This is a genomic window from Actinacidiphila epipremni (assembly GCF_012034175.1).
In the GTDB taxonomy this organism is placed as follows: domain Bacteria; phylum Actinomycetota; class Actinomycetes; order Streptomycetales; family Streptomycetaceae; genus Actinacidiphila; species Actinacidiphila epipremni.
The window spans coordinates 36469-55154 of the sequence record NZ_JAATEJ010000033.1 but is presented as its reverse complement, the minus strand read 5'-3'; the positions used below and the strand labels follow the sequence as shown (position 1 = coordinate 55154).

Genomic DNA, 18686 nt, shown 5'->3' with positions numbered 1-18686 from the left:
CCCTCTACAGCTTCATGAGATTGGCGTCGTCGACCGAGGCCGAGTGGCGGGAACGGAAGATCGACACGATGATCGCCAGCCCGACCACGACCTCGGCGGCGGCCACGACCATCGTGAAGAAGGCGATGACCTGCCCGTCGAGGTTGCCGTGCAGCCGGGAGAAGGTGACAAACGCCAGGTTGCAGGCGTTCAGCATCAGCTCGACGCACATGAAGACGACGATCGCGTTGCGCCGGATCAGCACTCCGGCGGCGCCGATGGTGAACAGCAGCGCCGACAGGTACAGGTAGTTGGCCGGATTCACTTGGCACCCTCCTCGGCCTGCTCGGTGTCCGCGGACGACGCGCCGGGCGCACCGGTCGTGATCGGCTCGGCCGCGCCGGCGGACGACGGCAGCGGCGGCCGGTCCTCCTCGCCGCGCTCCAGCCAGCGCCGGGCGCTCTGGTCCAGGCCGGCCAGCCGCCGCATCGCGTCGTCCGACACGTCGCGGATCTGGCCGCGCTCGCGCAGGGTGGAGCTGACCGACAGCTCGGAGATCGAGCCGTCCGGCAGCAGCGCCGGGATGTCCACCGCGTTGTGCCGGGCGTACGTGCCGGGCGCCGGCAGCGGGGTGACGTGGCCGCCCTCGCGGAACCGGGCCTCGGACAGCTCGCGCTGGGTGCGCCGCTCCTCGGTGCGCTCCCGGTGGGTGAGCACCATCGCGCCGACCGCCGCGGTGATCAGCAGGGCGCCGGTGATCTCGAACGCCCACACGTACTTGGTGAACAGCAGGTGCGCCAGGCCCTGGACGTTGCCGCCCTCGGCGGCGCTGACCCCACCGGTGCCGGTGAAGGTGTCCAGCGAGGCGTTGGCGATACCGGCGATGAGCAGCACGCCGAAGCCGATGCCGCACACCGCGGCCATCCAGCGCTGGCCCTTGAGGGTCTCCTTGAGCGAGTCCGCGGCGGTGATGCCGACCAGCATCACCACGAACAGGAACAGCATCATGATCGCGCCGGTGTAGACGACGATCTGCACGATGCCGAGGAAGTACGCGCCCTGCGCCAGGTAGAAGACCGCGAGCACGATCATCGTGCCGGCCAGCGACAGGGCGCTGTGGATGGACTTCTTCATCAGCACCGTGCCGAGCGCCCCGAGCACGGCGACCGTGCCGAGCACCCAGAACTGCACGGCCTCGCCGGTGGAGGTCTGCGACGCGGTCGCCGCGAGCGTCACCGTCGCGCTCATGCCTCGGCCCCCGTTCCCGCCGGAGCGGCCCCGCCGGGGGCGGAGATCTCGGCGTCGTCGGCGGTCTCGGCGCCGTCGGAGACCGTCTCGTCGGGCTTCTCGCCCTTGGAGACGGCGACCTGGCGGACCGTGCCGGGCGCCGCCTCGGTGACGACACCGCGGTAGTAGTCGCCCTCGTCGGTGCCGGGGTAGATCGCGTGCGGGCTGTCGACCATGCCCTCGGTGAGGCCGGCGAGCAGCTGGTCCTTGGTGAAGATCAGCGACTCGCGGGTGCGGTCGGCCAGTTCGTACTCGTTGGTCATGGTCAGCGCGCGGGTCGGGCACGCCTCGATGCACAGCCCGCACAGGATGCAGCGGGCGTAGTTGATCTGGTAGACGCGGCCGTAGCGCTCGCCGGGCGAGTAGCGCTCCTCGTCGGTGTTGTCCGCGCCCTCGACGTAGATCGCGTCGGCCGGGCACGCCCAGGCGCACAGCTCGCACCCGACGCACTTCTCCAGGCCGTCGGGGTGCCGGTTGAGCTGGTGGCGGCCGTGGAACCGGGGCGCGGTGGGCTTCTTGTACTCGGGGTACTGCTCGGTCAGCCGCTTCTTGAACATGGCCTTGAAGGTCACGCCGAAGCCTGCGACCGGGCCGAGGAACTCAGGCATCGCCGTCCTCCTGCTTCTCCTGCTCCGGGGCGTCCTGACCGGATGCTCCGACGAGTTGGGGCTGTGCGCGGCTGGGCCGGCGCGGCACGTGCTGCGCCTGCTGCCCGGGCAGCGGCGGTACGGGGTAGCCGCCGGCCATCGGGTCGAACCGGTCGGGCGGCGCCAGCAGCCCGCCCTCGCCCGGCTTGGACTTGTCCTCGCGTTCGCGCAGCAGGTCGGCGAGCAGCGAGACGAGCAGCAGGACGAGCACGGCGCCGGCGACGTACAGCACGATCTTGGTGAAGTCGTAGTCCTCGTTGCGCATCGCGCGCACCGCGGCGACCAGCATCAGCCAGACCATGGAGACCGGGATGAGGATCTTCCAGCCGACCTTCATCAGCTGGTCGTAGCGCACCCGGGGCAGGGTGCCGCGCAGCCAGATGAAGAAGAACAGCAGCAGCTGGACCTTGACGACGAACCACAGCATCGGCCACCAGCCGTGGTTGGCGCCCTCCCAGAAGGTGCTGATGGGCCAGGGGGCGCGCCAGCCGCCGAGGAAGAGGGTGGTGGCGACCGCGGAGACCGTCACCATGTTGACGTACTCGGCGAGCATGAACAGCGCGAACTTGATCGAGCTGTACTCGGTGTTGAAGCCGCCGACCAGGTCGCCCTCGGACTCGGGCATGTCGAAGGGGGCGCGGTTGGTCTCGCCGATCATCGTGCAGATGTAGACCAGGAACGACACCGGCAGCAGGATGATGTACCAGCGGTCGTGCTGGGCCTGCACGATGGTCGAGGTGGACATCGACCCGGAGTAGAGGAAGACCGCCGCGAAGGACAGGCCCATCGCGATCTCGTAGGAGATCATCTGGGCCGACGCGCGCAGGCCGCCGAGCAGCGGGTAGGTCGAGCCGGACGACCAGCCGGCCAGCACGATGCCGTAGATGCCGACGGACGCGGTCGCCAGGATGTAGAGGATGCCGATCGGCAGGTCGGTGAGCTGCAGCGCGGTGCGCTGGCCGAAGATGGACACCTCGTTGTCGGCCGGGCCGAACGGGACCACCGCGAAGGACATGAACGCGGGGATCGCGGCGACGATCGGCGCGAGGACGAACACCACCTTGTCGGCCCGCTTGACGGTGAGGTCCTCCTTGAGCATGAGCTTCACGCCGTCGGCGAGCGACTGGAGCATGCCCCAGGGGCCGTGCCGGTTGGGGCCGATGCGCAGCTGCATCCACGCGACGACCTTGCGCTCCCACACGATGGAGAACAGCACCGTCAGCATCGCGAACGCGAAGCAGAAGACGGCCTTGAGGAGGATCAGCCACCAGGTGTCGTTGCCGAAGAACGACAAGTTCTCGGCTGTGGCGGCCAGTTGGCTGCTCATGAGGTGACCTCCTGGGCCTGCGCGGCGACCGAGAGCGCGACGACCTGTCCGGGGCGGGCGCCAACGTCCGAAGCGACGCCGGAGCCCGCCGAGTTGAGCGGCAGCCAGACCACGCGGTCGGGCATCGGGGTGACGGCCAGCGGCAGCGTGGTGGCGCCCGCGGGCCCGGTCACGGTCAGCAACGCGCCGTCCTCGGCGCCGACTTCGGCGGCGGTCGCGGCGGACAGCCGGGCCACGGCGGCGTGCCGGGTGGCGGCGAGTGCGTCGTCGCCCTCCTGCAGCCGGCCCAGGTCCAGCAGCAGCCGGTGCCCGGCGAGGACCGCCTGCCCGGACTCCGGCCGCGGCAGCGGCACCGACGACTCCAGCGGCGCGGGCGCGTAACCGCCCGACCATCCGGCGAGCCGGTCCAGTTCGGCGCGGGCGGCGCGTACGTCGGGCAGGCCGAGCGCGACGTCCAGTTCGCCGGCGAGCATCGTCAGCACCCGGGCGTCGGACAGCTGGTGGCGGGTGGTGGCCTGGTCGGGCTTGATCGCGGTCTGGAACATCCGCACCCTGCCCTCCCAGTTGAGGAAGGTGCCGGCCTTCTCGGCGACCGCGGCGACCGGCAGCACCACGTCGGCGCGGTCGGTGACCTCGCTCGGCCGCTGCTCCAGGCTGACGACGAAGCCGGCCGCGTCGAGCGCGGCGCGGGCGGCGGCCGGGTCGGGCAGGTCGGCGATCTCGACGCCGCCGACGACCAGCGCGCCCAACTCGCCGCTCGCCGCGGCCTGGAGGATCTCGCCGGTGTCGCGCCCGTAGCGGCCGGGCAGCGTCGGCAGGCCCCACACCCGGGCGACCTCGTCGCGGGCCCGCGGGTCGGTGACCGGCCGGCCGCCGGGCAGCAGCCCGGGCAGCGCGCCCGCCTCGACCGCGCCGCGCTCGCCGGCCCGGCGCGGGATCCACGCGAGCCTGGCGCCGGTGGCGGTGGCCAGCCGGATCGCCGCGGTGTAGGCGCCGGGGACGGCGGCGAGGCGTTCGCCGACCAGGATGACCGCGCCTTCGGTACGCAGCGCGTCGGCGGCCTGCCGGCCGGCCTCGTCGAGCCCGACGCCGCCGGCGAGCGCGTCCATCCACTCCGGTTCGGTGCCGGGCGCGGCCGGCAGCAGGATGCCGCCGGCCTTCTCCAGGCCGCGGGTGGCGTGGGTGGCGAGCGCGTACGCCTGCTGCCCGCGCTTGCGGTGGGCCTTGCGCAGCCGCAGGAAGACGCCGGGGGCCTCCTCCTCGGCCTCAAGTCCGGCCAGCAGCACGGCGGGTGCGGCTTCCAGGGCCTTGTTGGTCAGGCCCGTGCCGTCCAGGTCCAGCCCGCGGCCGGCGACCGCGGCGGCCAGGAAGTCGGCCTCCTCGGCGGAGTGCGGCCGGGCCCGGAAGTCCACGTCGTTGGTGCCGAGCACCACCCGGGCGAACTTGGCGTAGGCGTAGGCGTCCTCGACGGTCAGCCGGCCGCCGGGCAGCACCGCCGCCCGGCCGTGCGCGGCCCGCAGCCCGGCTGCCGCGGCGGCCAGCGCCTCGGGCCAGGAGGCCGGGGCCAGTTCACCGTCGGCGCCGCGCACCAGCGGGTGGCTGAGCCGGTCGGGCCGCTGGGCGTAGCGGAAGCCGAAGCGGCCCTTGTCGCACAGCCACTCCTCGTTGACCTCCGGGTCGTTGGCCGCGAGCCGGCGCATCACCTTGCCGCGCCGGTGGTCGGTGCGGGTCGCGCAGCCGCCGGCGCAGTGCTCGCACACCGACGGCGACGACACCAGGTCGAAGGGCCGGGAGCGGAAGCGGTACGCGGCCGAGGTGAGCGCGCCCACCGGGCAGATCTGGATGGTGTTGCCGGAGAAGTACGACTCGAACGGGTCGCCGCTGCCGATGCCGACCTGCTGCAGCGCCCCGCGCTCCAGCAGCTCGATCATCGGGTCGCCGGCGATCTGGTTGCTGAACCGGGTGCAGCGGGCGCACAGCACGCACCGCTCGCGGTCCAGCAGCACCTGCGCCGAGATCGGCACCGGCTTTTCGAAGGTGCGCTTCCTGCCCTCGAAGCGCGTGTCGGGGTCGCCGACGCTCATCGCCTGGTTCTGCAGCGGGCATTCACCGCCCTTGTCGCACACCGGGCAGTCCAGCGGGTGGTTGATCAGCAGCAGCTCCATGACCCCGCGCTGCGCCTTCCCGGCGACCGGCGAGGACAGCTGGGTGTGCACGACCATGCCGTCGGTGCAGGTGATGGTGCAGGACGCGACGGGCTTGCGCTGGCCCTCGATCTCCACGATGCACTGCCGGCAGGCGCCCACCGGGTCCAGCAGCGGGTGGTCGCAGAAGCGCGGGACCTCGATGCCGAGCAGTTCGGCGGCCCGGATCACCAGGGTGCCCTTGGGCACCGAGATCGGGATGCCGTCGACGGTGAGGGAGACCAGGTCCTCCGGCGGCACCGCGGGCCGGCCCGCGTCGGCGGACGCGTTGCTTGTGGTGACGGTCACGCGTGGGCCTCCGTACGGTACTTGTCGGCCCAGGCGGTGGAGCGGGCCGGGTCGAAGGGGCAGCCCTTGCGCTCGATGTGCTCCTCGTACTCCGCGCGGAAGTACTTGAGGGAGGAGAAGATCGGGGCGGCGGCGCCGTCGCCGAGCGCGCAGAAGGACTTGCCGTTGATGTTGTCGGCGATGTCGTTGAGCTTGTCCAGGTCACCGGGCGAGCCCTTGCCGGCCTCGATGTCCCGCATCAACTGCACGAGCCAGTAGGTGCCTTCACGGCACGGCGTGCACTTGCCGCAGGACTCGTGGGCGTAGAACTCGGTCCAGCGGGTGACCGCCCGCACCACGCAGGTGGTCTCGTCGAAGCACTGGAGGGCCTTGGTGCCGAGCATGGAGCCGGCGGCGCCGACGCCCTCGTAGTCCAGCGGCACGTCCAGGTGCTCGTCGGTGAACATCGGGGTGGACGAGCCGCCCGGCGTCCAGAACTTCAGCCGGTGGCCGGGGCGCATGCCGCCGCCCATGTCGAGCAGCTGCCGCAGCGTGATGCCGAGCGGGGCCTCGTACTGGCCGGGCCGGGCGACGTGCCCGGACAGCGAGTAGAGCGTGAAGCCCGGGGACTTCTCGCTGCCCATCGACTTGAACCACTCCTTGCCGCGCTGCAGGATCGCGGGAACCGACGCGATGGACTCGACGTTGTTCACCACGGTGGGGCAGGCGTACAGGCCCTCGACGGCCGGGAAGGGCGGGCGCAGCCGGGGCTGGCCGCGGCGGCCTTCGAGGGAGTCCAGCAGCGCCGTCTCCTCGCCGCAGATGTACGCGCCGGCGCCGGCGTGCACGGTCAGCTCCAGGTCAAAGCCGCTGCCCTGGATGTCGGCGCCGAGGTAGCCGGCCGCGTACGCCTCGCGTACGGCCTCGTGCAGCCGGCGCAGGACGGGCACGGTCTCCCCGCGGAGGTAGATGAAGGCGTGGTTCGAGCGGATCGCGTAGCACGCGATGACGATGCCCTCGATGAGCGCGTGCGGGTTGGCGAAGAGCAGCGGGATGTCCTTGCAGGTGCCCGGCTCCGACTCGTCGGCGTTGACGACGAGGTAGTGCGGCTTGCCGTCGCCCTGCGGGATGAACTGCCACTTCATGCCGGTGGGGAAGCCGGCGCCGCCGCGACCGCGCAGGCCGGAGTCCTTGACGTAGGCGATGACGTCGTCGGGCGCCATCGCGAAGGCCTTGGTGAGCGCCCGGTAGCCGTCGTGCCGGCGGTAGGTCTCCAGCGTCCATGAGCGCGGGTCGTCCCAGAAGGCGGACAGGACGGGCGCGAGCAGTTTCTCGGCCGGTTCCACGGTCATCACTCGCCCTCCTGCGCCGGTTCGGCCGATCCGGTGGACTGCTGCGGCACGGTGTGCGCCGGGGCCTCGCCGCGGTGCAGCCGCAGGCCGGCGAGGGAGGCGGGGCCGGCGCCGCCGCTGGCCTCGACGGCGCCTTCGCGCTGGTCGGGGAAGCCGGCGAGGATCCGCGCGGTCTCCTTGTACGTGCACAGCGGGGCGCCGCGGGTGGGGCGTACCTCGCGGCCGGCGATGAGGTCGTCGACGAGGGCCTTGGCCGACTCGGGGGTCTGGTTGTCGAAGAACTCCCAGTTGACCATCACCACGGGTGCGAAGTCGCAGGCCGCGTTGCACTCGATGTGCTCCAGCGTGACCTTGCCGTCGGCGGTGGTCTCGTCGTTGCCGACGCCGAGGTGCTGCTGGAGCTCGTCGAAGATGGCGTCGCCGCCCATCACCGCGCACAGCGTGTTGGTGCAGACGCCGACCTGGTAGTCGCCGCTGGGCTTGCGGCGGTACATCGTGTAGAAGGTCGAGACCGCGGTGACCTCGGCGGTGGTGAGGTCGAGCATCTCGGCGCAGAAGCGGATGCCGGTGCGCGTGACGTGGCCTTCCTCGGACTGCACCAGGTGCAGCAGCGGCAGCAGGGCGCTGCGCGAGCCGGGGTAGCGGGCGATCACCTCCTTCGCGTCGCTCTCCAGCCGGGCGCGTACGTCGGCCGGGTAGTCGGGCGCGGGCATCTCGGGGATGCCCAGTGACACGTCGGTCATCGGTCGACGCCTCCCATCACGGGGTCGATGGACGCCACCGCGACGATGACGTCGGCGACCTGGCCGCCCTCGCACATCGCCGCCATGGACTGCAGGTTGGTGAAGGACGGGTCGCGGAAGTGCACGCGGTACGGGCGCGTGCCGCCGTCGCTGACCGCGTGCACGCCCAGTTCGCCCTTGGCGGACTCCACCGCCGCGTACGCCTGCCCGGGCGGCACCCGGAAGCCCTCGGTGACCAGCTTGAAGTGGTGGATCAGGGCCTCCATGGAGGTGCCCATGATCTTCTTGATGTGGTCGAGGCTGTTGCCCATGCCGTCCGGGCCGAGGGCCAGTTGCGCGGGCCAGGCGATCTTCTTGTCCTCGACCATGACCGGGCCGGGCGCGAGCCGGTCCAGGCACTGCTCGACGATGCGCAGCGACTCGTGCATCTCGGCGAGCCGGACCAGGAAGCGGCCGTAGGAGTCGCAGGTGTCGGCGGTCGGCACCTCGAAGTCGTACGTCTCGTAGCCGAGGTACGGGTCGGACTTGCGCAGGTCGTGCGGCAGGCCGGCGGCCCGCAGGACGGGGCCGGTCGCGCCGAGCGCCATGCAGCCGGTGAGGTCGAGGTAGCCGACGTCCTGCATGCGGCCCTTGAAGATGGGGTTGCCGGTGGCGAGCTTGTCGTACTCCGGCAGGTTCTTGCGGAACTTCTTCACGAACTCCCGCACCGCGTCCACCGCGCCGGGCGGCAGGTCCTGCGCGATGCCGCCGACGCGGACGTACGCGTGGTTCATCCGCAGGCCGGTGATGAGCTCCAGGATGTCCAGGATCATCTCGCGGTCGCGGAAGCCGTAGATCATGATCGTGGTGGCGCCCAGCTCCATGCCGCCGGTGGCGATGCACACCAGATGGGAGGAGATCCGGTTGAGCTCCATGAGCAGCACCCGGATGACGGTGGCGCGGTCGGGGACCTGGTCCTCGATGCCGAGCAGCTTCTCGACGGCCATGCAGTACGCCGTCTCGTTGAACAGCGGCGTGAGGTAGTCCATGCGCGTGACGAACGTGGAGCCCTGCACCCAGGTGCGGTATTCCATGTTCTTCTCGATGCCGGTGTGCAGGTAGCCGATGCCGGAGCGGGCCTCGGTGACCGTCTCGCCGTCGATCTCCAGGATGAGGCGGAGCACACCGTGGGTGGACGGGTGCTGCGGCCCCATGTTGACGATGATGCGCTCGTCGTCGGACTTGGCGACGCTGTCGGCCAGTTCGTCCCAGTCGCCGCCGGTGACGGTGAAGACCCGGCCCTCGGTGGTCTCGCGCTCCTCGGCCTGCTGGGGCGACGCGTATCCGTTCGTCATGAGTACGACCTCCGCTGGTCGGGAGCCGGGATCTGGGCGCCCTTGTACTCGACGGGGATGCCGCCGAGCGGGTAGTCCTTGCGCTGCGGGTGGCCGGGCCAGTCGTCCGGCATCATGATCCGGGTGAGCGCGGGGTGGCCGTCGAAGACGATGCCGAAGAAGTCGTACGTCTCGCGCTCGTGCCAGTCGTTGGTGGGGTACACGCTCACCAGCGACGGGATGTGCGGGTCGGCGTCGGGGACGCCCACCTCCAGGCGGATGAGCCGGCCGTGGGTGATCGACCGCAGGTGGTAGACGGCGTGCAGCTCGCGGCCCGACTCGCCGGGGTAGTGCACCCCGCTGACGCCGGTGCACAGCTCGAAGCGCAGGGCGGGGTCGTCGCGCAGGGTGTGCGCGACCCGCACCAGGTGCTCGCGGGCGATGTGGAACGTCATCTCGCCGCGGTCGACGACGACCTTCTCGATCGCCTCGGCGGGCGGCAGGCCCAGCTCTTCGAGGGCGCCCTCCAGCTCGTCGGCGATCTCGTCGAAGACGCCGTCCTTGCCGCCGTACGGCCGGGCGCTCGCGCCGGGCAGCCGGACGGTGCGGACCAGGCCGCCGTAACCGGAGGTGTCGCCGCCGTTGTTGGCGCCGAACATGCCGCGGCGGACGCCGATGACCTCGCCGGGGGCCTGCTCGCGGGGGGCGGGGACCGCGCCGTTGTCCGCGGCGGGGGTGGACTCGCTCATCGCAGCAGCCCCTTCATCTCGATGGTCGGGAGCGCCTTGCGGGCGGCCTCCTCGGCCTCGCGGGCCGCCGCTTCGCGGTTCACGCCGAGCTTGCCGCCCTGGATCTTCTCGTGCAGCTTGAGGATCGCGTCGAGCAGCATCTCGGGGCGGGGCGGGCAGCCGGGCAGGTAGATGTCGACCGGTACGACGTGGTCGACGCCCTGCACGATGGCGTAGTTGTTGAACATCCCGCCGCTGGAGGCGCACACGCCCATCGAGATGACCCACTTGGGGTTCGGCATCTGGTCGTAGACCTGGCGCAGCACCGGGGCCATCTTCTGGCTGACCCGGCCGGCGACGATCATCAGGTCGGCCTGCCGGGGCGAGCCGCGGAAGACCTCCATGCCGAAGCGCGCCATGTCGTAGCGGCCGGCGCCGGTCGTCATCATCTCGATGGCGCAGCAGGCCAGGCCGAAGGTGGCCGGGAAGACCGACGCCTTACGTACCCAGCCGGCCGCCTGTTCGACCGTCGTGAGCAGGAATCCGCTCGGCAGTTTCTCTTCGATACCCATGGGTTGGCTCCCTGGTCCCCTTCGTCCCTGTCCCTAGTCCCACTCCAGGCCGCCGCGCCGCCACACGTACGCGTAGGCGACGAAGACGGTGAGCACGAAGAGGAGCATCTCCACGAGCCCGAACATCCCCAGGCGGTCGAAGGTGACGGCCCAGGGGTAGAGGAAGACGATCTCGATGTCGAAGACGATGAAGAGCATCGCCGTCAGGTAGTACTTGATGGGGAAGCGCCCGCCGCCGGCCGGATGCGGGGTGGGCTCGATACCGCACTCGTACGCTTCCAACTTGGCCCGGTTGTACCGTTTCGGCCCGATGATCGAGGCCATGAAAACGGAGAAGATCGCGAAGCCGGCCGCGATGCCCCCCAGCACGAGAATGGGCGCGTAGGCGTTCACCGTCCCCCGCTCCTTCCAGTCGGCAGTGACTGACGTATACGGACCGCGACCCAGGGTGCGGGCCGCCTCACCGTCCGCGACAAGATCGCTTCTATGTGAGGCAGTTCACAAGCCCAAGTCGCCTGCATCCTATGCCTCCCGCTCTGTGATCTGCGACACGGGGTACCGGGTGACCTTTGTGATCTCCACCACCCGGCCAATGATCATGAAGTCGGATGAGCGGTGATCTTGAGGCGGATCACTCCCAAACGATCACTTCATGTCACATCTATGTGAATTCTTGCTGGTCAGAGGCGTGCGCTCTTTATCAAGGGACCGCGGCGGCGGGCAAATTCGCCTTGGACGCGGTGGCGTGATAGCGCGCGGGCGGCGCGACGGCGGTCGCCAACGCGCCCTCGGCGGCGAGGAATCCGCCGCGTGAACGCGTGCACGAGCGCATAACGGGCTCGGCATATGAGAACGCATCAAATCGGCCCAACGGCAAGATCGCGAAACGGGCAATTGAGCCGTGGTCACGTCAACTGTGGCGAAGCCCACCTTTGTTGAACGGAACCATTCGTTCCTGATAGCCAGAGACGCATGTCCCAGAACAGACCGCGGGCCACTGTGTCCGCTCCGTCCCCAACGACTGTTTCGCCCGACATATCTCGTACGTCCGCGAGTTCGGGCCGGCGGCGGCACGCCGCACCCAGCCGTCCCAACTGGACCCGCCGGGCCGGGCTCGTCGGCGGCGTCGTCAGCGCGATCGCCCTCGGCGGGGCGACGGCGCCGGCGCTCGCCGAGAACCACGGTGCGAAGTCCCGCTCTTCGGCGTCTTCGGCGTCTTCCGCGTCTTCCGCGTCGGCCGCCGCCGGCGCGCTGCCGCCGCTCGCGACGGCCGTGAGCGCCCGGCAGGCGTCCGACGCGGTGGCGCAGGACGCGATGGCCGTCAAGCTCACCGCCGCCCGGGCGGTGGCCGCGCAGCAGGCGGCTCAGCAAGCGGCCCAGCAAGCGGCCCAACAGGCCGCCGCACAGCAGGCGGCAGCCGCCGCCGCGGCGAAGCACAAGGCGGCCGTCGCTGCCAAGGCCGCGAAGGCGCGGGCCACCGCGTCGGCGCTGGCCGCCTCGCGCAGCAGCAAGCGCGCGACGCTCACGGCGACACCGGCCGCCTCGTCCTCCTCCGCGCCGGCACCGGCGCCGTCCGGCTCCAAGGTCGACCAGCTCATCGCGTTCCTGAAGGCCCAGATCGGCAAGCCGTACGTCTACGGCGCGACCGGCCCCGACTCCTACGACTGCTCGGGCCTGACGCAGGTCGCCTTCTCCAAGGTCGGCGTCTCGCTGCCGCGCACCTCCCAGGAGCAGTCGACGGTGGGCACGCCGGTGTCCCTGAACTCCCTCCAGCCGGGCGACCTCGTCTTCTGGGGCGGCGAGGGCAGCGCCTACCACGTCGGCGTCTACATCGGCGACGGCCAGTACCTGGACGCGGCGAACCCGTCCTCGCCGGTGGGGATCAAGCCGCTGACGTATTCGGAGCCGGATTGGGCGGTGCGGGTGCTCTAGCCCTGCGGGGCTTGCGGCTCAGGGGGCTCCGGGCGTATCGGGACCGCGGGCGTGCGGATACGGGTGCGCGGGCGTGCGGGTGCGGGGGCCCGCCGCCCGGGCGTCAGACGAGCCAGCGGCCGTCCTTCATGAGCAGCCGGTCCTTGAGCTCCGGTACGGTCCCCCACGCCCGCAACTGCTGCGGCCGGACCCGGTAGAAGCAGTACGGCTCCGGGTCCTTGCGCGGATCCCAGCCGTCCTTGGCGGCGAAGGAGTCCCCCACGCCGTCCGGCAGCGCGTCGGCGGCGAAGACGGTGACGCCGCCCTCGACGTGCACGACGTCCCGCGTCGTCCCGAAGCACAGCCGTACGGTCCCGGACGCGGCCATGTTCACCCCGGTCGGATTCGTCGGCCGCGTGGCGAGCCACACCGCTTCCCCGTCCCACCAGAACGTGAGCGGCACGAGCGTCGGCCCCCCGTCCGCATCCGCGGTCGCCACCCACACGTCCAGCTCACTGCCGAGCAGCCGCAGCGCGTTCTCCTTGCGCCCCACCCGGCTCCGCGGCCCGCCACCCTGCCCGTTCGTCGTCATCCCCCGACGCTACCGACCACCCCCGCACCCCCACATCCGTCCCTGGACCTAGGCCACGTCACCCCACCGGGGGCTTGGCCGGGTCAGTCGAAGTCGCCGAGCCGGATGCCCGTCACGAAGGAGCCCCACGCCTCGGGGGTGAACGCCAGGGCGGGGCCCTGGGGGTCCTTGGAGTCGCGGACGGGTACGACGCCGGGCACGCCGTCCGCGACCTCGACGCAGTCGTTGGTGCTGCCGCTGTAGCTGGACTTGCGCCAGGTCGCGGAGGTGCTGTTCATGAGTTACCTCGTGGTTCTGTCGGACGTGTGCTCTTCGGCCACTGCGGTGACGAAGTCGAGGGAGTCGGCGGGGTTGAGAGCCGAGGACCGCAGCGCGTCGAACACCAGGGTGTAGTTCGCGACCTCGTCCGGCGTCTCCAGGTAGAGGCTGCTCGTCAGGTTCTCCAGGAAGACGATCCCCGTGTCGTTGGGCACGTTGTACGAGAACAGGACGAACGGGCCGCTGAGGCCCGCGTGGGCACCGGCCGCGTACGGCAGCACCTGGAGCGTGACGTTGCTCTGCTCCACCGCCTCGGCCAGGTACTCGAGTTGGCCGCGCATGACCTTCGGGCCGCCGATCGGGGTCCGCAACGCCGCCTCGCCGATGATCGCCCAGAACCGCACCGGCTTCTCGACGTGGGTGAGGAGCCGCTGCCGTTCCGCCTTGATGCGCATCAGGGTGTCGACCTCCTCGTCCCGCACCAGCGCCGGGTTGGCCCGGATGACCGCCCGGCTGTACGCCTCGGTCTGGAGCAGGCCGGGGATGAGGATCGACTGGAAGGTCCTGATGTAGTCGGCGTCCGCCTCCAGTTGAAGGAAGTTGGCGTACGGCGGCGTGACGATGTGCCCGTACGCCTCCCACCATCCGCGCTTGTTGCCGTCCTTGGCGAGGGCCATCAGGTGGGTGCGCAGCGCCTCGTCCTCGACCTCGTAGTCGTTGAGGAGGTCGCGGACGTCACGGGTGCGGATTCCGAGGTAACCCAGTTCGATGCGGCTGATCTTGGAACGGGAACACTCCAGGACTTCGGCGGCGTCCTCCAGTGACCGCCCCGCGGCCTCCCGGAGTTTGCGCAGCTCGGACCCTAGGCGTCGCCGCCTGACGGTGGGGTTCTGCTCACCCGCCATCGCTCTTCCTCTCCTTCTGGCACACAGTCTGCCCGGTTCGGGGCCGCCAACGGTACTCAGTGATCTTGGAACCGTTCCCCCAGAACGCACTTATTCCTGGAGATCGGTTGCCAGCCTATGCCGGTCGCTCTACCGTGAGTACTACGCAGTCACGGTACGTACGACAGCCGTGACGCGGAACTCTGTTACGCCCACTACCGCCGGGGGTCTCGTGAAGGAAGCCGGTCGGACTCCGGGCCTGCGCGTGCCGTTACGGCGCTCCGCGGAGCCACCGGGCTTCCTTCTGCTCTTCGGCCCCACCAGCTCCCGGATCGAGCGGATCACCGACGCGCAGGCCATGACGCTGCTCAGCGACCTGGCACGCGCTCTGGGCCTGGCCCTGTCGGGACCCACCGGGGCACCCCCGCCATGACCGCCCGGCGGCCGAACAAGCCGCACCTACGCGCAAGGCTCCGACATGAGGAATGCGAGCAGCACCCGGCATATGGAACTGCCCTGCGAGCCGTCCGCCGTCCAGTGGGCGCGGGTGCAGGCGCAGGACGTGCTCAAAGGGTGGGAGGTGCCCGCCGAGACCACCGAGGACGCACTGCTGGTGATCTCCGAGCTGGTCACCAACTGCCTGCGGCACGCCGCCACTTCACCTATGAGCCCCGGCTGCCTGCTGAGCCTGCGGCGACTGCCGGACCACGTCCTGGTCTGCGTCTACGACGACGACCGCCGCCCGCCCGTCCTGCGCCACCCCGCCGAGGACGAACCCGGTGGCCGCGGGCTCCAGTTGGTCGCCGGCCTCAGCCGCCGCTGGGGCTATTCGTACCCGGCGCCCACCTCGGGCAAGGCCGTCTGGGCCCAACTCCCCCTCCCCGCAAACCCGGAGGCCCGCGCATGACCCACGCCCCCACCCTCTGCGGTGAACGCACCGCGCTCCCGGCCTCATTGGTCGCCGCCGCGCGGAAGTTCGCACCGCCCGGCGCCACCTCCCCGGACGACGTCCAGCGCGAGCTGCGCTGCACCCTGGAGCAGCACCCCCTCGGCGACCACCACGCCTTCGTCATGGAACTCCCCGGCGCCACCTCCGGCGCGGTCTGGACCCGCTGGACCCGCGGCCACCACCCCACCACCGTCTTCGTCCTCCCCGACTGCACCCACGCCAGTCCCCCGCCTTCCGCCGAGCCCTGCTGCGAGTTCACCGCCCACCCGGGCGCCCACAGCTGGCAGTTGCACGACACCTGGCAGCCCGAGCCCACTGCGTGAAAGCCCTGCGCTCACGCGCCGATCGAAAGCAGAGGAAGACATGACGCACACACTCCCGCCCTGGGGCATCGGCAGGATGGCCCCGTACGAGAGCACGCCCGCCGTGCCCGCGGCAACCGTGCTCATCGACCCCGGGACACAGGTCGCCGTGATCGTCGACGACATGGGGCGCACCGTCGAGTTGGGCAAGCACGGGACGAGCACGAGCGGCGTCACGCCCACCCAGACGTCCCCCGGGGACGGCGCCGGGCCCGGCGGGTCGACCGACTCGGACACCACCGAGTCCTACGACCAGGACGAGTCCGATTGAACGCCGTGCGGGCCGGATCGGTCCTGGTGCTCACCAATGACCGTGACGTCACGGCGGACGTGGTGCTCCGGTTACTGCACGAGCGCCAAGTCCCGGTAGTGCGCTGTGACCCGGGCATCGACCTGCACATGGGGGCCGCGCTGTCCGCCCACTACGGCGCAGACGGCCGACACGGCACATTGCGTACCCCGACACGTGAAGTCGCCCTGGACGACATCCGGTCCGTGTGGGTGCGCAGGCCCTCCACCTACGCGGGTCCGCCCGGGCTCGGAGGCGAGGACAGGCGCTTCGCCGCCGATCAGTCGTCCTGGGGGTCCGGCGGCATCCTCGCCTCGTTGCCCGGGGCGCACTACGTCAACCACCCCTGGAACAACCGCGCCGCCGAGTACAAACCCGCCCAACTCGCAGCCGCACGGCGGCATTCCTTCCGGATTCCCGACACCCTGATCACCAGCGACGAGAGCGAGGCACGCCGCTTCATCGCGTGCAGGTCCGGGGCGGCACTCTACAAACCGGTGTGGAACACGCCCTACAAGGTGGACGGCGAACCGCGGGCCGTATGGGTGCGCCCGGTGTCCGAGCACGAAGTGACCCCTGCGGTGCGCGCATGCCCGCACATGTTCCAGGCCCGCGTCGAGAAGGCGTTCGACGTACGGGTGACGGTCGTGGGCGAGCGACTGTTCGGGACGCGCATCGACAGCCCGGACCTCGACTGGCGTCGCCGGCAGGACCGCATGACCTGCACGCCGGTCGACGTGCCGGACGCGGTGACACGCTCGGTATTCGCCTACCTTCGCGAATTCCGGCTGGTGTACGGCGCGTTCGACTTCGCCGTGACCCCCGGCGGTGACTGGTATTTCCTGGAGTGCAATCCCAACGGCCAGTGGGCGTGGCAGCCGGCGGACATCACGGCCGAGATTGCCCGCGCGATCGCCGACCGCTTGGAGAAAGGCGGCAACCCGTGAACAGGTCAAGGGAACTGCGGGCCGCGCTCGCGCACTTGGTGGCCCTGGAAGGCGAGGGCGCGGACGACCCGTGGGCCGGTGCCGTCGCCACGGTGCCGCGGGAGGTGTTCGTGCCGGGGTACTTCGAGGAGATCGCGGGAAGCGTACCCACCCGCTTCAGGGCGGTACGGCAGAGCGACGGCGATTGGCTGGAGGGCGCCTACGCCGACCGGACATTGGTCACCCAGCTCGACGGGCGCGTCCGGCCGCAGGATGTCGCGGCCGGCGGGGACGTCGGCGGGGCGCCCACGTCCTCGTCCACCCTGCCCTCGCTCGTGGTGCGGATGTGGCGGCAACTGGGCGTGGAGCCGGGGCACAAGGTGCTGGAGATCGGCACCGGCACGGGCTATTCGACCGCCCTCGGCACGCACCGGCTCGGCGACGGCGCCGTGACGAGCGTCGAGTACGACCCGCAGGTGGCGTCAGCCGCGCGCGTCGCGCTGTCGGCCGCCGGTTTCGCGCCCCGGCTCGTCGTCGGCGACGGACTCCAGGGGGCTGCGGACGGAGCGCCGTACGACCGGCTCATCGCGACCTGCGCGGTCCGCCATGTGCCCCTGGCGTGGCTGCACCAGGTACGCCCGGGCGGTCGCATCCTCGCCACCCTCTCCGGCTGGGGCTACGCGTCCGGCCTCGCGCTGCTCACCGTGACGAGGCCCGGCACCGCGGAGGGCCGGTTCCTCCCCGGGCACACCAGCTTCATGCTCGCCCGGCCGCATGAGCGCCCGCCCCGCCCGGTGCTGCACCTGCTTCCGGGCGAGGAGCGGCCGACACGCATCGACCCGGCGGTCGTGGGCACGTGGACCGGCGGGTGGATCGCGCAGCTCGCGGCGCCGCAGGCCGAGCGGATGGGGGCGGGGAGCGGACAGATCCTCTGGGACGTCTCCACCGGCTCGCAGGCCCGGACCGCGCCGGCTCCCGGCGGGGACGGATGGCGGGTCGTCCAGCGCGGCCCCATGCGGCTCTGGGATGAGGTGGAGGCGGCAGTGCTGCGCTGGCAGGAGGCGGGCGCGCCGCACCAGGAGGATTTCCGTATCGCTGTCGGCCCGGACGGCGACCAGCGGGTGTGGATCGAGGGCGAGGGCGAGGAGGAGGCCGGCTGGCGTCTACCGGTGTGAGGCTCGAACCCGCGGGCGCGCGTGGCTGGAGTTGGGCGGGGGTCGGGGGTGGGGTCGGTACGATCGGGGGTGTGACCGTCACTGAGGGTTCCGAGGCATTGTCGGCGCTGCGGCGTGGGAAGTACGTGAGCGTCACCACCTTCCGGCGGGACGGCAGGGCTGTGGCCACGCCGGTCTGGTACGCCGTGTCCGAGACGGAGTTGGTGTTCTGGACGGGCGTGGGGAGCGGCAAGGTCAAGCGGATCAGGAACGACGGGCGGGTGCAGGTCGCGCCGTGCAACTTCCGGGGGCGGGTCGCGCCGGGCGCGGTCGCCGTGGAGGGGACGGCGCGGCTGCTGGACGACGCCGGGACGGACGCCGCGCGCCGGCTGCTGGCCCGTAAGTACGTCTCCGTGCGGCTCACCGACCTGGGCCGGAGGCTGACGCGGCGGGGCCGCAGGACCGACCAGGTGGGGGTCGCGGTCACGTTCTGACGCCGGGACAGGCGCGGAGGGCACGGAGGGACGGCCATGGCAGCGTACGGTTTCGGCTTTGGCGGGCTGCACCATGTGCAGCTCGCCGTCCCGCCCGGGGGCGAGGACACGTGCCGGGAGTTCTGGGGCGGGGTCCTCGGGCTGGCCGAGGTGGACAAGCCGCCGGGGCTCGCGCCGCGGGGCGGGTGCTGGTTCCGCGGCGGGGGACTTGAGGTGCACCTCGGCGTGGAGGCGGACTTCGCGCCGGCGCGCAAGGCGCATCCGGGGATTCTCGTGAGCGCGCTGCCGGAGCTGGCCCGGCGGCTCGCGGAGTGCGGGCACGAGGTGACGTGGGACGGCGAATTTCCCGGGTACGCGCGCTTCCACACCGCCGACCCGTTCGGCAACCGGCTGGAGTTCCTGGCGCCGCGGGACGCGTAGTCCCAGGTCAGGGGCCGTTGTCAGTGGG

General features: G+C 71.2%; 23 protein-coding genes. 9 read left to right on the top strand and 14 right to left on the bottom strand.

The features are described 5' to 3' along the window. Positions 1 to 4 precede the first annotated feature (4 nt). The 11 genes from nuoK to HCN08_RS30630 are packed head-to-tail and all read right to left on the bottom strand — an operon-like array spanning position 5 to position 10812. On the bottom strand, positions 5 to 304 hold the full coding sequence (nuoK, locus tag HCN08_RS30680) for an NADH-quinone oxidoreductase subunit NuoK (RefSeq protein WP_033177728.1): 300 nt from the start codon (positions 302 to 304) through the stop codon (positions 5 to 7). After that, positions 301 to 1227, bottom strand: a complete 927-nt coding sequence (locus HCN08_RS30675) for an NADH-quinone oxidoreductase subunit J (RefSeq protein WP_167986568.1) — start codon at positions 1225 to 1227, stop codon at positions 301 to 303. The genes nuoK and HCN08_RS30675 overlap by 4 nt, the downstream gene beginning before the upstream one ends. Continuing rightward, a complete protein-coding gene (gene nuoI / locus HCN08_RS30670) occupies positions 1224 to 1874 on the bottom strand; it encodes an NADH-quinone oxidoreductase subunit NuoI (RefSeq protein WP_167986567.1) in 651 nt (216 codons plus the stop codon). The genes HCN08_RS30675 and nuoI overlap by 4 nt, the downstream gene beginning before the upstream one ends. Next, positions 1867 to 3240 (bottom strand): NADH-quinone oxidoreductase subunit NuoH, encoded by a 1374-nt coding sequence (nuoH, locus tag HCN08_RS30665; RefSeq protein WP_167986566.1) that lies wholly within the window; start codon positions 3238 to 3240, stop codon positions 1867 to 1869. Before nuoH ends, nuoI begins: the two co-directional genes overlap by 8 nt. Continuing rightward, positions 3237 to 5732 carry an NADH-quinone oxidoreductase subunit G gene (locus HCN08_RS30660; RefSeq protein WP_167986565.1) on the bottom strand — a complete coding sequence of 832 codons (2496 nt, stop codon included), beginning with the start codon at positions 5730 to 5732 and terminating at the stop codon, positions 3237 to 3239. The genes nuoH and HCN08_RS30660 overlap by 4 nt, the downstream gene beginning before the upstream one ends. Continuing rightward, positions 5729 to 7063: an NADH-quinone oxidoreductase subunit NuoF gene (gene nuoF, locus HCN08_RS30655; RefSeq protein WP_167986564.1), complete on the bottom strand. Its 1335-nt coding sequence runs from the start codon at positions 7061 to 7063 to the stop codon at positions 5729 to 5731. Before nuoF ends, HCN08_RS30660 begins: the two co-directional genes overlap by 4 nt. Next, positions 7063 to 7806, bottom strand: a complete 744-nt coding sequence (gene nuoE, locus HCN08_RS30650; protein ID WP_167986563.1) for an NADH-quinone oxidoreductase subunit NuoE — start codon at positions 7804 to 7806, stop codon at positions 7063 to 7065. Before nuoE ends, nuoF begins: the two co-directional genes overlap by 1 nt. Continuing rightward, positions 7803 to 9140 carry an NADH-quinone oxidoreductase subunit D gene (locus HCN08_RS30645; RefSeq protein ID WP_167986562.1) on the bottom strand — a complete coding sequence of 446 codons (1338 nt, stop codon included), beginning with the start codon at positions 9138 to 9140 and terminating at the stop codon, positions 7803 to 7805. Before HCN08_RS30645 ends, nuoE begins: the two co-directional genes overlap by 4 nt. Then, complete coding sequence (locus HCN08_RS30640; RefSeq protein ID WP_167986561.1) at positions 9137 to 9868, bottom strand: NADH-quinone oxidoreductase subunit C; 732 nt, start codon at positions 9866 to 9868, stop codon at positions 9137 to 9139. The genes HCN08_RS30645 and HCN08_RS30640 overlap by 4 nt, the downstream gene beginning before the upstream one ends. Next, positions 9865 to 10419, bottom strand: coding sequence for a NuoB/complex I 20 kDa subunit family protein (locus HCN08_RS30635; protein WP_167986560.1), 555 nt, complete (start codon positions 10417 to 10419; stop codon positions 9865 to 9867). The genes HCN08_RS30640 and HCN08_RS30635 overlap by 4 nt, the downstream gene beginning before the upstream one ends. Before the next feature lie 33 nt (positions 10420 to 10452). Further along, on the bottom strand, positions 10453 to 10812 hold the full coding sequence (locus HCN08_RS30630; RefSeq protein ID WP_167986559.1) for an NADH-quinone oxidoreductase subunit A: 360 nt from the start codon (positions 10810 to 10812) through the stop codon (positions 10453 to 10455). Between the two features lie 579 nt (positions 10813 to 11391). Here HCN08_RS30630 and HCN08_RS30625 point away from each other — a divergent pair. Next, the gene (locus HCN08_RS30625) at positions 11392 to 12351 is read left to right on the top strand and encodes a C40 family peptidase (RefSeq protein WP_167986558.1); all 960 of its coding nucleotides are present in this window, start codon (positions 11392 to 11394) and stop codon (positions 12349 to 12351) included. A gap of 103 nt (positions 12352 to 12454) precedes the next feature. On the opposite strand, the gene HCN08_RS30620 is transcribed toward HCN08_RS30625, so the two are convergent. The 3 genes from HCN08_RS30620 to HCN08_RS30610 all read right to left on the bottom strand — a co-directional run bounded on the left by HCN08_RS30620 (position 12455) and on the right by HCN08_RS30610 (position 14085). Further along, the gene (locus tag HCN08_RS30620) at positions 12455 to 12922 is read right to left on the bottom strand and encodes a pyridoxamine 5'-phosphate oxidase family protein (protein ID WP_167986557.1); all 468 of its coding nucleotides are present in this window, start codon (positions 12920 to 12922) and stop codon (positions 12455 to 12457) included. 83 nt (positions 12923 to 13005) lie between these two features. After that, positions 13006 to 13200: a DUF397 domain-containing protein gene (locus HCN08_RS30615; RefSeq protein ID WP_167986556.1), complete on the bottom strand. Its 195-nt coding sequence runs from the start codon at positions 13198 to 13200 to the stop codon at positions 13006 to 13008. Positions 13201 to 13203: 3 nt separating this feature from the next. Further along, on the bottom strand, positions 13204 to 14085 hold the full coding sequence (locus HCN08_RS30610; protein WP_167986555.1) for a helix-turn-helix domain-containing protein: 882 nt from the start codon (positions 14083 to 14085) through the stop codon (positions 13204 to 13206). Positions 14086 to 14296: 211 nt separating this feature from the next. Here HCN08_RS30610 and HCN08_RS30605 point away from each other — a divergent pair, with 211 nt between their 5' ends. The 8 genes from HCN08_RS30605 (at position 14297) to HCN08_RS30570 (ending at position 18658) form a co-directional block, all read left to right on the top strand. Further along, the gene (locus HCN08_RS30605; RefSeq protein WP_167986554.1) at positions 14297 to 14497 is read left to right on the top strand and encodes a hypothetical protein; all 201 of its coding nucleotides are present in this window, start codon (positions 14297 to 14299) and stop codon (positions 14495 to 14497) included. 45 nt (positions 14498 to 14542) lie between these two features. Beyond that, complete coding sequence (locus tag HCN08_RS30600) at positions 14543 to 14971, top strand: ATP-binding protein (protein WP_167986553.1); 429 nt, start codon at positions 14543 to 14545, stop codon at positions 14969 to 14971. Then, positions 14968 to 15336: a hypothetical protein gene (locus tag HCN08_RS30595; RefSeq protein WP_167986552.1), complete on the top strand. Its 369-nt coding sequence runs from the start codon at positions 14968 to 14970 to the stop codon at positions 15334 to 15336. Before HCN08_RS30600 ends, HCN08_RS30595 begins: the two co-directional genes overlap by 4 nt. A gap of 40 nt (positions 15337 to 15376) precedes the next feature. Then, positions 15377 to 15646, top strand: a complete 270-nt coding sequence (tgmA, locus tag HCN08_RS30590) for a putative ATP-grasp-modified RiPP (RefSeq protein WP_167986551.1) — start codon at positions 15377 to 15379, stop codon at positions 15644 to 15646. Continuing rightward, the gene (tgmB, locus tag HCN08_RS30585) at positions 15643 to 16611 is read left to right on the top strand and encodes an ATP-grasp ribosomal peptide maturase (protein WP_206319431.1); all 969 of its coding nucleotides are present in this window, start codon (positions 15643 to 15645) and stop codon (positions 16609 to 16611) included. Before tgmA ends, tgmB begins: the two co-directional genes overlap by 4 nt. After that, positions 16608 to 17765: an ATP-grasp peptide maturase system methyltransferase gene (gene tgmC / locus HCN08_RS30580; protein ID WP_167986550.1), complete on the top strand. Its 1158-nt coding sequence runs from the start codon at positions 16608 to 16610 to the stop codon at positions 17763 to 17765. The genes tgmB and tgmC overlap by 4 nt, the downstream gene beginning before the upstream one ends. Positions 17766 to 17836: 71 nt before the next feature. Beyond that, positions 17837 to 18238, top strand: coding sequence for a PPOX class F420-dependent oxidoreductase (locus HCN08_RS30575; RefSeq protein WP_322974789.1), 402 nt, complete (start codon positions 17837 to 17839; stop codon positions 18236 to 18238). Between the two features lie 36 nt (positions 18239 to 18274). Then, positions 18275 to 18658, top strand: a complete 384-nt coding sequence (locus tag HCN08_RS30570; RefSeq protein ID WP_167986549.1) for a VOC family protein — start codon at positions 18275 to 18277, stop codon at positions 18656 to 18658. The last annotated feature ends 28 nt before the right edge of the window (positions 18659 to 18686 follow it).